Genomic DNA, 12,376 nt, shown 5'->3' with positions numbered 1-12,376 from the left:
CGTGGGTTCGACAAAATGATTTAGGACAGAATGATTCGGTGCGGGTGGGTTTTGGACCGCGAAGGCGCAAAGAAGCGAATCCGGTGCGGAGGAGAGTGGGGCAGAAAGATAAACGGCAGAAAAATCGGTGCGGATGGGGAAGGGCAGAAAAATCGGTGCGGGTGGGTTTTGGACCGCGAAATACACGGTATGGTGCAGGTAAAAGATTTAACCAAGAAAAGCAAATGAACCACAGATGGCCATAGCGAGCGAGTAGCGATCAATTGTCGATAAACACAGATTCATGAACAGGATATGCAAAACAGGTTCTTGCTCCGGCGGGTGTGCGGAACAAACTCCATATCTCATTGAGGCTCGGTGTCCATCTGAGGCAATTCCTTCCGCTTGGGCGGAATTGCGTGGTTCCAGTCCCGGATTTGGGATTAACGGTTGAAAAGGAGGCGCTGCCCGCGGACTGAATGATTCACCTGTCCGTTGCTGTAGGCGATCTGACCGTTGACGAGGGTGGCGGCGATGGAGGATTTGAAGGTGACGCCTTCGACGGCGGAGGGGTCGGTTCTCGGACCCAGGCAACAAATTGTGCGTGGAGTCTGGGCGCGGTTTCTTTAAAGCAAGCCCCCAGCGCTGAGGTATGTCCGCCGCCCTGAATCGTCCAGAGCTGTTTGGGTTCTCCCGCCTTTTCGAGCAAACTCTGCGCGTGTTTATACGATGCAACACGGTCCTGCGTTCCATGGATCAGGAGCAAGGGAGTCGGCGCAATGTTCGCAATGTGTTTTTGGGGACTCAGTTTGTTGCCGATCAGGCAAAAAGCCAGGGGTTTAAGCAACCCGGCATGTTCTACCGCGACGCTTTTATATGACGCAAAGGATGAATCTGCCGCGATTCCGACAATGCCGTCGATCCGGTTTTTTCCGGCCACCACCAGCGCATTCGCCCCTCCAATGCTTTGGCCGAACAGAATGATTTTTGTTTGGTCGATATCGGTTCTGGTCTTGATGTATTGAAGGGCGGCCAGGGAATCTTCGTAGACCCCTTTTCGGGAGGGCGTTCCCTTTGATTGCCCATAGCCACGGTAGTCGAAGGTGAAGAGGTTGAATCCACTTTCCGGAAGCCAGGATACAAACGAATAGTGGGCACTCATGTTTTGCGCATTGCCGTGGAAATGAACCACCGTTCCCAGTGCTTGGCCCTTGGCGGGAATGAACCAACCGGTCAGCTGGGTGCCATCCGCGCTACTGAACGGTATGCTTTCATAGGCCGATCCGTTCTGGGCCGGGGAGGCATAGTTTCTCGCGTCGGGCTGGTAGAAAAGAGAATCGAGCCCGGCCATGGCGATCTGCCCCAAGAAAAGGGCGACCAAGGATACTGCGAGCATCTGTTTGGACATGTGGCATCTCCGTAGCATGAATCGGCACAATAGCGCGATCTCTCGATCGGGGGAAACATGTATTGAGAATTCATGAAACTGAAGGTTCAGCCGCAAAAGAGCGCAGGTTGGCAACGCGTTCGGGTCTATGCCTAGTGCCGGTCCGATGCCGAAAACTTGGAGCTGGGCCGTTGCGCCTCGGGGGTGTAGGCGAGCTCCTTGATGCACGCCGTCAGGTGCACCAGACGGATGACGGGTTTGAGAAACACGTGTTCGAGCTTCATGCCGATCGCTTTGAGGTCGTCGGAGAGGGTGAAGGCGATGGCGCCGGTGTGGATGATGTAGCGTTGCTCCGGGAAATGTTTGTGGGCCCACAGGATCAACTCCTCGCCGCCGAGTCCCGGCAGGCGCAGGTCCACGATGCAGACCTGGAAGCTTTCCACCCGCATCAGGTCGCGCGCATCCTCGGCGCTGCCGCAGGCCATCGCATCGAACCCCACATCGTCGAGGTAGGCCACGAGGCAGTCGCGGATCGCCTGCTCGTCGTCGACGAGCAGGACCCGGATCGGGCCGCTTTCGTCGCGGCCCATCATAACCGCAACCCCCAGCGCTCCATGCGGTGCTCATACGGGATGCGGATGCTGAAACAGGCCCCATGGCCGGGCGACGACGCAACGCTCATGCTGCCGCCGTGGTTCTCCGTGATGATGAAATAGGAGACCGACAGCCCCAGCCCCGTTCCATGGCCGACCTCCTTGGTCGTGAAGAACGGCTCGAATACGCGTTTGCGGGTTTCGGCATCCATGCCGGGGCCGTTGTCGGCGATTTCGATCAAAACCATGTCGGTTTCCTTCTTCAGGCGAACCAGGATCGTCGGCTGGGCGGCGCGCTCGTTGCGTTCGGCCATCGCCTGGGCGCTGTTGGATAGGAGGTTCAGGATCACCTGCTGGATCTGGCTGCCTTCGCACGGGACCGGTTCGAGCGCATCGAAATCGCGCTCGATCCGGATATGGCGGAAGTCGAAGCGCTTCTTCAGGTTGTAGTCGTTGGAGGCCAGCTCGATGCTGCGCTCGATGATCTCCTCCAGATCGTTGGGCGCAAAGTGGGCCTCGTCTTTCCGGCTGAAGCTGAGCATGTTGTCGACGATCTTGGCGGCGCGGCGCCCCGCCTCGGAAATGGATTCCATCATGCCGAACAGCCCGCGCTTCTCCATGTAGGCCTGGATGGCTTCGAGCGAGGTGCCCACCTCCTGCGCGGCGCCCATGTTGCGTTCGGTGGTGTGCATGATGCGGTTGTGCATGACTTGCAGGTTCTGCAGAATGCCTGCCAGCGGGTTGTTGATTTCGTGCGCCATGCCGGCCGCCAGCCCGCCGACCGACATCATTTTTTCCGACTGCACCATCATTTCCTCGATCCGCACCCGGTCGGTCACGTCGTCGATTCGGATCACGGCGCCTTCCGATCCGTCGGAGGTGATCGGGTAGACGGTTACATCGACCATGCGCGGCGTTCCGTCGATCGTGCAGTGGATGCGTTCGTTGCGTTCGGTTCCGTGCATGCCCATGGTTTCGAGTACGTGGTTCATCTCCGGGCCCAGGTCGGGGAAAACGCGGCGGAGCGGCTGCCCGTGCGCCCGCTTGGCATCGATGCCCGACACGCTTTCGGCTTGGCGGTTCCATTGCATCACCCGGCCCTCGGCATCGACGCCGACGAGGATCGAGGGCATCGAGTTGATGATGTTTTCGAGCAGGTTCTGCAACGCGACCAGATCCTTGGTGGCCTGCAGCCGTTCCAGCTCGGCCGCGGTGCGCCCGGCAAAGACCTGCATGATCGATTTGGCGAAATCAACCTTTTCCACCGGCTTGCGGTACATCGCCACCATCACCCCGAGCGATTTGTTCTCGGAGTCTACCAGCGGGATGCCGATGTAGGCGTGGATGCCTTGCTCCTGCAGCAGGCTGTTTTTCGGATAGCAGTCGCCGACATTTTCCAGGTAGACGCACGAGTCGCCGGAGAGCACGTGTTCGCACGGGGTATCGGCCAGGCCGTAGTTGAAGTTGGCGCTGGTTGCGCCATGATCGGACACCGCGATCGTGCGCATCGCCTCGCGCTCGTCGCCGTGGAATTCGCTGATGAAGGCGAAGTCGGCCCCCAGCGTCTTGGCCAGCTGGTCCACCATCGAGTTGAAGAAGCGGCGGCCGACCGCGGCCACGCCTTCGACGATGTTGCGGATGCTGTCTTCGATCATCACGCGGTCGGTCACGTCGTCCACGCGGATCACGGCGCCCTCGGTTTCGTCGTCGAGCAGGGGATAGACGGTGATGTCGGTGTAGCGGGTGCGGTCGCCCTCGAGGATGGGGATGCGCTCCTCCTGCTGGGGGCGGCGTTCGCGCATGGCGCGCTCGACCTTCGCCATTTCCTTGGTCAGGGCGGGGAAGGCCTTGGCCAGCGGCTGGCCGAGGGCATCCGCGGGCAGCAGGCCCGTGGCCGCTTCCGCCTGGCGGTTCCACTGGATCACCGAGCCGACGGCATCGACACCGACGAGGATCGAGGGCATCGAGTCGATCGTATTGCTGAGCAGGGCGCGCAGATGGCGGAGCTCTTCTTCGGCCTGCTTGCGGTAGGTGATGTTCCAGGAGGTGCCGAAGGTGCCCACCACGTTGCCTTCGTTGTCGTAGCGCGGCACCTTGGTGGTCAAATACCAGCGGTTGCCCGACGGCGTGGCGGCAAACTCCTCCTTCTGGACCGGCTTGCGCGTCAGCATCACTTCCTGTTCGTCGTCCTGGCGCACGTGGGCCTGGTCCGCCGGCAGGTAGTCGAAATCCGTGTGCCCGATCACCTCTTCGGGGGTCAGGCCGAGCTCGTCGGCCTTGGCGGCGTTGACTTCGATGAAGCGCCCATCGGCATCCTTGAAATAGATCAGGTCCGGGGCGTGTTCCATGAACGAGCGGAAGAGGTTGCGCTCGAATTCGAGCTGTTTTTCGACGGCGACGCGGTCGGTGATGTCGCGGCCGATGCCGCGGTACCCGCGGATGCTCCAGGTTTTGTCGTAGAACGGGACCGCGCTGATTTCGAGCATCACGGTTCTGCCGTTCTTGTGGCGGAGGGCATTGACCATCGCGTGGATCGGGGTGCCCTCTTCCACGGTTTTGCCGAAGAGCGCCCGCATGGCCTCGGCCTCGGCCGGCGCCATGTGCGCGGTCAAATGCTTCCCGATCATTTCATCCGGGGTATGGCCGAGCAAATCCTGGACCTGGGGACTGGCGTAGGTGTAGTTGCCTTCCGCATCGACCTCCCAGATCCAATCGCAGGTGGTTTCGACCAAATTGCGGAACCGCTCTTCGGAGCGGCGCAGGGCGTTTTCGTATTCGATGCGGTCGGTAATGTCGCGCGCAACGCCGCGGTAGCCGGCCGTTTCGCCTTTGTTGTTGGCGAAGGCCCGACCGCTCGATTCCATGATCACCTTGCGGCCCGACTTGTGGACAAAGGTTTGTATTTCGCAATCGAACACGCTTTGGGGGGAACCGCTGCGCAGTTTTTCCATGCCGCGTTCCGTGTCCTCCTTGACCAGGAAGGAAAGGGAGCTTCGGCCCACCATCTCCTCGGGTTCGTACCCCAGGATTTCGCGGACGCGCGGGCTGACGTAGAGGTAGCAACCGTAGAAATCCATTTCCCAGATCATGTCGCTGGACGATTCCACCAGCACCCGGAACCGCTCCTCGCTCTCGCCGAGGGCGCGGGTGGCCTGGGCGTGGCTTTGCCGGACCTGGCCGAGCTCATGGGTGCGGTGGCTCACCTGTTTGCGCAGGGTTTGGTTCCAGAACATGACCGACCCGATCGCCAGCAACGTGATGACCAGGATGCCGCCGATGATCCGCAAATATTGCGCGCGCGGAATCCGCACGGTGTCGTCGAGCGTGATCCAGCGGTGCCTGATTTCGCGGCGCTGCTCGGGGGTGATGTTGGCCAGGGCCTTGTTCAGGATCGAGTTGAACAGCTCCCAGTCGCCGCGCGAGGCCAGGCAGAGGTCCCACGGATAGTCGATGTCGCCCGCCACGCGTAGGTTGCCGATGGCGAAGGTGTCGATATAGTGCGAGGCCACGCCGAGGTCGGCCACCATGGCATCGGCCTCCTTGAACGAAACCATGCGGATGCCCGATCCGGCGTCCTTCACCGGAATCAGGTCGAATTCCGGGTGCAGCTGGGCCACATGGTGGTGGATGGCCGAGCCTTCCACCAGCACCACCGAGGCCTCGCCCAGCGCGTCGAGCGTCAGCTCGCCGCCCCAGCCTTGGCGGGTCAGGATCACCGTCGGGACGCGGAAATAGGGCGCCGTGAAGCGCAGGAAGTCTTGGCGCTCCGGCGTGTTTTGCACCGATCCAACGAGGTCGATCTCCTTGTTCTGCAGCTTTTCGAGGATTTCCGCCCAGTTTTTACAGCGAACCACTTCGAAGCGGATGCCCAGTTTCCGTTCAATCAGCCGGATATAGTCCGCCGTCAGTCCCGCGTGCCGTCCGTTCTGATCGAAAAAATCGATGGGCTGGGAATCGGGCAGGGGGGCCATGCGGATGGATTCCGCATGGTTTTGCAACCAATCGAACTCCTGGCGCGTGAGTTCGAGCTTCGGCTGCTCTTTCGGCAGTTCTAGATAGACCAAGGCCGCCGCCGTTGCGAGTGCGGCGAAAATAACGAGCCATATCAGGATTTTGGTTCCCCTATTCATACCGTCTTCATCCGTCAGCCAAGCGACCGATATACCTCCACAACCCGTTGGGCGGTTCGTCTCCAATCAAAGCTTAGAGCAAAATCCGTGCCTCGAACTCGCCTTTCGCGGCTCCAGCCTGCCGAGACCGTGTTAACCATGCATTGGAACAGGGCCTCCGGATCGGTCGGTTCAAAGGTCGGCAGCCGGTTGCCGGCGAGTTCGCGCATCGAGGAGGTATTGGAGCAAATCACGGGTGCGCCGCAGGCCAGCGCCTCGACGATCGGAAAGCCGAAACCTTCGAACAGCGAGGGGAAAACCATCAGGTCGCACGCCGAATAGAGCAGGGGAAGCGACTTCAAGGGCACAAAGCCCAGGAACAGGATGTCGTCCTTCACCGGACTTTGGGCTGCGCGCGCCTTGATGGCATCCGCCCCGTTCCAGTCGGCGCCGGCCAGCACGAGCTGGTGGGCGCTGTCGTTCTCGAGTTTAAAGCGTTCGAACGCCTCGATCAGCCGGATATGGTTTTTGGCCGGGTGCTCCAGGCGCGAGACATAGGTGAAAAACGGCTTTTCGAGTCCATGCGCCAGCTGCAGCTTTTCGCGCGCCGCCGCCGGCTCGACCGGGCGGAAGACATCGTGGTTGATGCCCGAATAGATGACCGAAATACGCTCTTCCGGATACCCCGCGTATTTCACGAGGTCGTTCTTGGTGAATTCGCTCACGGCCATCACATGGTCGGCCCGGCGGATCATGGCCGGAACCAGCTTGCGGTTGAAAAACATCCGGGCCGGGTCGTATTTGGCCTCCACCGCGAACGCCGCCAGATCGTGCACCGTCGCCACGATCTTGGTTCCCTTCACCAGCGGGATGCGCCGCGCGCTCGGAACATGCACGAGATCATACTTTTTCCCCGCCGCCGCCAGCACCGTGTTGTGCCAGACGAGGTTGAGCAGCGGCTGCCGGACCGCCGAGGGTACGATGCGCTTCGAAAAATGAGGGTTCGAAAGGGCAATCAGGTCGGCGTCGCACCGCGCCATCAGCAACTCGTACGAGTTTTCCGAATCCTCCAACTGCAGGAAACGGATCAACTCGCGGATATAGGTCGCTACCCCGGTTCGTCCCCCATCCAGCACAAATGTCGAAAAGCCGATCTTCATCGAACCCAGTCTGGATTTTCCCCCTGCCCGAAACAAGCCCGAATATTCCGGCCGCACGCGGTTTGCCTTGTCTCGCGTTCCGGGAACGCGGTAGGTTCTTGCCGTATTTTATTCCAAGGGAGATCGGCAATGGACAACGAAGCAATCAAGCAGCTGGATCTGCTGGCAACCTTCCACTACGTCGTCGGGGGGCTCATCGCGCTGTTTTCATGCATGCCGTTCCTGCATGTTTTCATGGGGCTGGCGATGGTTTCGGGAACGTTCTTTGGCGCGACCGAGGGTTCCGCGCACCCGCCTTTGTTCATTGGCTGGATGTTCGTGATCATGGGCTCGGTCTTCATTCTGCTGGGATGGGCCTGCGCCGTCTGCATTCTGATCGCGGGCAATAAGCTGCGCAAACGCCAAGGCCGGCTCTTCTGTATGGTGGTCGCGGGCGTCGAATGCATGTTCATGCCGTTTGGCACCGTGCTCGGCGTCTTCACCCTGATTGCGCTGAACAAGGATTCGGTGAAGGCACTGTTCCCGTAGTCCGCACCGTCTACCCGGAAAACGAAATAGCCGGGCAAGGAGTCCCGGCTATTTACCTTTGCGCTATCCGCGCGGCCTATCCCTCGACCCCGAACTTATAGATGGTGGTTTGGGTGTAGGTTTCTCCGGGGGCCAGCTCGGTGCTGGGGAAGTCCGGGTGGTTCGGGCTGTCGGGATAGTGTTGCGCTTCGAGGCAGAAGCTTTCCTGGATGTTGTAGATGGCGCCGCCCTTGCCAACGACGTTCTCGACCCAGTTCGCCGCGTAGAACTGCACCCCCGGTTCGGTGGTCCAGCACTCCATCGCGCGGCCGCTCGCCGGATCGGTCACCACCGCCGCCAGCGAAAGCTCGCCTTCGGCTTTCTTGTTCAGGCAATAGTTGTGGTCGTAGCCGCGTCCCTGCACCTCGCCGATTCGTTGGCCGATCGGCGTCGGGGAAGTCAGGTCCATTTCGGTGCCGGCCACCGGAAGCAGCCGGCCGGAGGGCGTCGCGTCGTCGTCCACCTCCGTGTAGCGGTCGGCGTTGATGCAGATGATCTGGTCGTGGACGGAGCCACTGGCTGCGCCCGCCAGGTTGAAATAGCTGTGGTTGGTCAGGTTGAGGATCGTTTTCTGGTCGGTCGTCGCCGAATAGTCGAGCCGCAGCTCGCCTTCGTCGTTGAGCGAATACGTCAGCTCGACCTTCAGTGTACCCGGATACCCTTCCTCGCCGTCGGGGCTGATCAGCGTCATCTTGACCGAATCGCCGACCATCGCGGCGTCCCACACTTTTTTGTCGAAGCCCACGGTGCCGCCATGCAGCCCGTTCGGGCCGTTATTGATGGCCAGCGAATATTCCACGCCGTCGAGCGTGAATTTGCCCTTGGCGATGCGGTTGGCATAGCGGCCGCAGCAGGCACCGAAATAGGGATTGGCTTCGCTCTGGTAGCCGACCATGTCGTCGAAGCCGCAAACCAAGTCGGCCGGCTGGCCGGCGCGGTCCGGCGTCTCGATCGAGACGATCGTTGCGCCATAGTTGATCACCTTGGCCTTCATGCCGTTGGCGTTTTCAAAGATGAATGCATCGACGGCCTGGCCGTCGTTCGTCCGCCCGAAACTTTCTTTCACTACGCTCATTGCCGAATCCTTCTGGTTAAAAATGGCGTACACGTTAAATGTTCGAGGGCCGCAAAGTCAAAGGCCTAAGGGGAAATATCGCTTCGGGCATCCCCGGCCTTGCGCGGCGCCTAACCCTTGCGGGGCGCGGTTTTCGCGGGGGGATGGGCCAAGCGCGAATAGGGGGAAACGCCATCCCGACAAAATCCCGTATGAAAACATAGGGGTTTTTTGATTTGGGCGATTGACAACGGAAAATTTCGGCGTTAAATGCACCGGTGCGTGCTACCAACCAGGGAGGATCACGATGAATACTCGATATGCGCGGTATTGCTTGTTTCTCGTGCTTTGCGCACCGCTGGCCACCATGGCCGGCCCCGATCTTTATGTGGCTGCTTCAGGCGACGACGGCAACGACGGCCTGAGCTGGGAAACCGCCAAGGCGACCCTGGAGGGGGCCAAGGCCATCGCGGTTTCGCCCTCGACCATCAACGTCGGCTCCGGCGTGTTTTCCGCCAACGACAACATAATCTGGACCGACCATGGCGGCGTGAACGTGGTCGGGTCCGGGCCAACGGAGACGATCTTCCGCGTAGCCAACAGCTTCATTCTCGGCCTGAACGGCTGCGAGGCGCACACCACCTTCGCCGACTTCAAGGTCGAGATTGCGGGCGACGGCAACGACTGGGGCCGCACCGCGTTCGGGTGGTGGACCGATTCGGAGAATCCGGATCAGCATCTCTGCAACGTCGCCTTGTCGAACCTGTGGCTGAACGGGGAGTATGACGGCGATCAGCTCCAAGGGATTCCCGGCACAAACAGCAAGGCCAATGGTTCCGGCATCTTTTTCGGCGGCTGGGGCACAAACGCGAGTCTGGCCGGCGAAATCGACATCGACCATTGCCTGATCGAAGGCTTCGGCCGCGCGGTTGCCTACGACGACTATGGCGGCGGCGCCCTGTCGCACACCGTTCGGGTCGACCGCTGCACCATCGTCAACTGCGCCAGTCCCGACAGCGGCGACTGCGACCTCGTCCGGCTGCGCGGCTCCGGCGGCAACCGCACGCTGCTCGTCCGCGACTCCGTCATCGCCTACGGCAACGCGGACCCCTCCAGCAACTGGGGGTGGGCCATTTACAACCTGGAATCGACGAACAACCGCGTCGTCTGCGGCAACAACCTGGTCTGGCACATCGGGCCCGCGTCGCCGCACGACCTCTACTACCGCCCCGAAGAGCACATCGACGGTGAGGAGAACGACGTCCACTACGCGCCCAATTTCAAAACGATCGGCGGCGAACCCTATGTGCTGGCCGACGAGGTGGACCGCGGCTGGCGCACGACCGAACCCGAGCTGCCGCAATACTATGTCTCCACCGACGGCGACGACGGCAACGACGGCCTGACGTGGGAAACCGCCAAGCTGACGTTGGAGGCGGCGCGCAACATTGCGGTTTCGCCCTCGACCATCAACGTCGGTCCCGGCACCTTTTCGGGCGAGGGCAACCAGGATCTTTACTGGGGCACCTCCGGCGGTATCGGCGTGGTTGGGGCCGGTCCGACGGCGACGGTTTTCCAAACCTCCAACACCGGCTTCATCCGCGACCTCAACGGCTGCTCCAACCGTACGCTGTTCGCCAACTTCAAGGTCGAGGTTAGCGGCGACGGCAACGACTGGGCGCGCTCGGCCTTCCAGTTTTGGTCCACTGCGGCGGAGGAAGACCGGCATTGGTGCAACGCCACCATTTCCAATGTCTGGATGACGGGCGAATACGACGGCGACCAGCTCAACGGGATTCCCGGCACCCGCAGCAAACGCAACGGTACCGCCGTCTTCTTTGGCGGTTGGGGAACGGAGACCGCCCTCCAAGGCGAGGCGGTGGTTTCGCACTGCCTGATCGAAGGCTTCGGCCGCGCGGTTGCCTATGACGGCTATGAAGGGAGCAGTCTGTCGCACACCGTTCGGGTCGAGCGCTGCACCATCGTCAACTGCGCCAGCCCCGACGGCGCGGCGGCCGATATGATTCGGTTGCGCGCCTCCGCCAGCAACCGCTGGATGAATGTCCGCGAGTGCGTCATCGCTTATAATAACGTCGATCCCTTCAGCCAAACCGGCTATGCGATCTACAACAACGATTCGCTGGGCAACCACGTGACCTGCAGCAACAACCTCATCTGGCACATCGGCCCCGTCTCCCCTCACGAAAACTATTACCGCCCGGCCGACCGGATCGAAGGCGAGGAGAACGATGTCCACTACGCGCCGGTTTTCCATACCAACAATGGCCTGCCCTATGCGCTCGCCGCCGACGAGGGCGTGTTGCGCGGCTGGTTGGCCATGGCCGACAACGACGGCGACGGGCTGGCCGATGAGGACGATCCGGACGACGACAACGACGGCATGACGGACGAGTTCGAGATCCGGTACGGGCTCAATCCGTTTGTGGACGATGCCGGCGGGCACGCCGACGGCGACGGGATGAGCAACTGGGAGGAATACATTGCCGGCACCGACCCAACCAACAGCGTGTCGTGCTTCCGCATCCTCGCGATCAGCGGCGACGGAACCATCATCCGTTGGACAAGTGCCGAGGGGCGCTTCTATTCGGTACAGGCGACCACCAACTTGCCGGCAACGGTCTTTTCCAATGTTGCCGGAGCGGTCGATCTCCCGGCCACGCCGGACGTGAACGCGTTTACCAACCCGCCTGCGGGCAACGGCGAACCGTGCTTCTACCGGGTCCAGGTTCGTTGGCCGTAAACCCGCGGCAAGCGTTGCCAGACCTAGGTTGATCGCGGCAAAACGGGGCCGTTATCCCGTTGAAGCAAGGGCAATCCTTGGAATGCGGCTTTTCCAACGGGGCCGATCGTGCTTTCCTTTGTGCGGATCTAGCCACATAAACGGCGGAATGAATTAGGAGATGGGATATGGAAAAGCTGATTGAAACCGGATTTTTTGCGGACAAGGACCTGAACTGTGCGGAGACCATTCTGCATGCCGCCAACGAAGTGCATGGCTGGAACCTGTCGCACGACGCGCTGGTGCTGTCTGCCGGGTTCGGGGGCGGGGTCGGCGGGCAGGAGCTGCTCTGCGGCGCACTGACCGGCGGCGTGATGGCGCTGGGCAAACTGTTCGTCCGCGACCGCGGGCACGAGTCGGACCTGGCCAAGACGATCACGAAGGATTATTTCGCTGTGTTTGAAAAAGAGATGGGCCATATCGACTGCGCCCCGCTGAAGAAGGAGCACCGCACGGAAGCCGAAGGATGCCGCAAGGTAATCCTGGCCAGCGCCCGCGCCCTCGATCAAGTCGTCGAAAAATACCGAAACGAGATCGTTTAAGGAGCCGGCATGCAAATCAAAACCGTGCGCGTTCAAAAGCGGGCGCTGACCTGCAATTCCTGCGAAGTGGATTTTTTCGGGTATTCCGAAGTGCGGGATTCCGAAGTGAAATTGTACGAGTGCACCGATTGCGGCGCGATCTTTTCGCTGGCCAACGGGGCCTCGCTGGAGGAAGGCATGCAGGG

At 60.9% G+C, this 12,376-nt stretch carries 9 protein-coding genes; 4 read left to right on the top strand and 5 right to left on the bottom strand.

Annotated features, from left to right (window positions below; all coding sequences use genetic code 11):
• Positions 1-245, top strand: a 245-nt coding sequence (locus ABYO54_RS07015) for a hypothetical protein (RefSeq protein ID WP_372807534.1), incomplete at its 5' end; no start/stop codon positions are given.
• 218 nt (positions 246-463) lie between these two features.
• Here ABYO54_RS07015 and ABYO54_RS07010 read toward each other — a convergent pair.
• The 4 genes from ABYO54_RS07010 to ABYO54_RS06995 form a co-directional block, all read right to left on the bottom strand.
• Positions 464-1,387 carry an alpha/beta hydrolase gene (locus ABYO54_RS07010; protein ID WP_372807533.1) on the bottom strand — a complete coding sequence of 308 codons (924 nt, stop codon included), beginning with the start codon at positions 1,385-1,387 and terminating at the stop codon, positions 464-466.
• Positions 1,388-1,518: 131 nt separating this feature from the next.
• Positions 1,519-1,959 carry a response regulator gene (locus tag ABYO54_RS07005; protein WP_372807532.1) on the bottom strand — a complete coding sequence of 147 codons (441 nt, stop codon included), beginning with the start codon at positions 1,957-1,959 and terminating at the stop codon, positions 1,519-1,521.
• A complete protein-coding gene (locus ABYO54_RS07000; RefSeq protein ID WP_372807531.1) occupies positions 1,956-6,089 on the bottom strand; it encodes a PAS domain S-box protein in 4,134 nt (1,377 codons plus the stop codon). The genes ABYO54_RS07005 and ABYO54_RS07000 overlap by 4 nt, the downstream gene beginning before the upstream one ends.
• 14 nt (positions 6,090-6,103) lie before the next feature.
• Positions 6,104-7,228: a glycosyltransferase family 4 protein gene (locus tag ABYO54_RS06995; RefSeq protein ID WP_372807530.1), complete on the bottom strand. Its 1,125-nt coding sequence runs from the start codon at positions 7,226-7,228 to the stop codon at positions 6,104-6,106.
• Between the two features lie 129 nt (positions 7,229-7,357).
• Between ABYO54_RS06995 and ABYO54_RS06990 the strand changes: the two genes are divergently transcribed.
• A complete protein-coding gene (locus ABYO54_RS06990) occupies positions 7,358-7,756 on the top strand; it encodes a hypothetical protein (protein ID WP_372807529.1) in 399 nt (132 codons plus the stop codon).
• 76 nt (positions 7,757-7,832) lie between these two features.
• Here ABYO54_RS06990 and ABYO54_RS06985 read toward each other — a convergent pair whose 3' ends face one another.
• Positions 7,833-8,870, bottom strand: a complete 1,038-nt coding sequence (locus tag ABYO54_RS06985) for an aldose epimerase family protein (protein ID WP_372807528.1) — start codon at positions 8,868-8,870, stop codon at positions 7,833-7,835.
• Positions 8,871-9,156: 286 nt separating this feature from the next.
• On the opposite strand from ABYO54_RS06985, the gene ABYO54_RS06980 reads away from it, so the two are divergent.
• Together ABYO54_RS06980 and ABYO54_RS06975 are read left to right on the top strand one after the other, a co-directional pair.
• Positions 9,157-11,610, top strand: a complete 2,454-nt coding sequence (locus ABYO54_RS06980) for a hypothetical protein (protein ID WP_372807527.1) — start codon at positions 9,157-9,159, stop codon at positions 11,608-11,610.
• A 167-nt stretch (positions 11,611-11,777) separates the two neighbouring features.
• Positions 11,778-12,191: a C-GCAxxG-C-C family (seleno)protein gene (locus ABYO54_RS06975; protein ID WP_372807526.1), complete on the top strand. Its 414-nt coding sequence runs from the start codon at positions 11,778-11,780 to the stop codon at positions 12,189-12,191.
• The last annotated feature ends 185 nt before the right edge of the window (positions 12,192-12,376 follow it).

Source organism: Pontiella sp. (assembly GCF_041622395.1).
Taxonomy (GTDB): domain Bacteria; phylum Verrucomicrobiota; class Kiritimatiellia; order Kiritimatiellales; family Pontiellaceae; genus Pontiella.
This window is presented reverse-complemented; position numbering and strand designations above follow the sequence as displayed.

Excerpts from the sequence above, each read along its gene's own strand:
- ABYO54_RS07010 (WP_372807533.1), bottom strand. The coding sequence starts at position 1,387 with ATGTCCAAACAGATGCTCGCAGTATCCTTGGTCGCCCTTTTCTTGGGG.
- ABYO54_RS07005 (WP_372807532.1), bottom strand. The coding sequence starts at position 1,959 with ATGATGGGCCGCGACGAAAGCGGCCCGATCCGGGTCCTGCTCGTCGAC.
- ABYO54_RS07000 (WP_372807531.1), bottom strand. The coding sequence starts at position 6,089 with ATGAATAGGGGAACCAAAATCCTGATATGGCTCGTTATTTTCGCCGCA.
- ABYO54_RS06995 (WP_372807530.1), bottom strand. The coding sequence starts at position 7,228 with ATGAAGATCGGCTTTTCGACATTTGTGCTGGATGGGGGACGAACCGGG.
- ABYO54_RS06990 (WP_372807529.1), top strand. The coding sequence starts at position 7,358 with ATGGACAACGAAGCAATCAAGCAGCTGGATCTGCTGGCAACCTTCCAC.
- ABYO54_RS06985 (WP_372807528.1), bottom strand. The coding sequence starts at position 8,870 with ATGAGCGTAGTGAAAGAAAGTTTCGGGCGGACGAACGACGGCCAGGCC.
- ABYO54_RS06980 (WP_372807527.1), top strand. The coding sequence starts at position 9,157 with ATGAATACTCGATATGCGCGGTATTGCTTGTTTCTCGTGCTTTGCGCA.
- ABYO54_RS06975 (WP_372807526.1), top strand. The coding sequence starts at position 11,778 with ATGGAAAAGCTGATTGAAACCGGATTTTTTGCGGACAAGGACCTGAAC.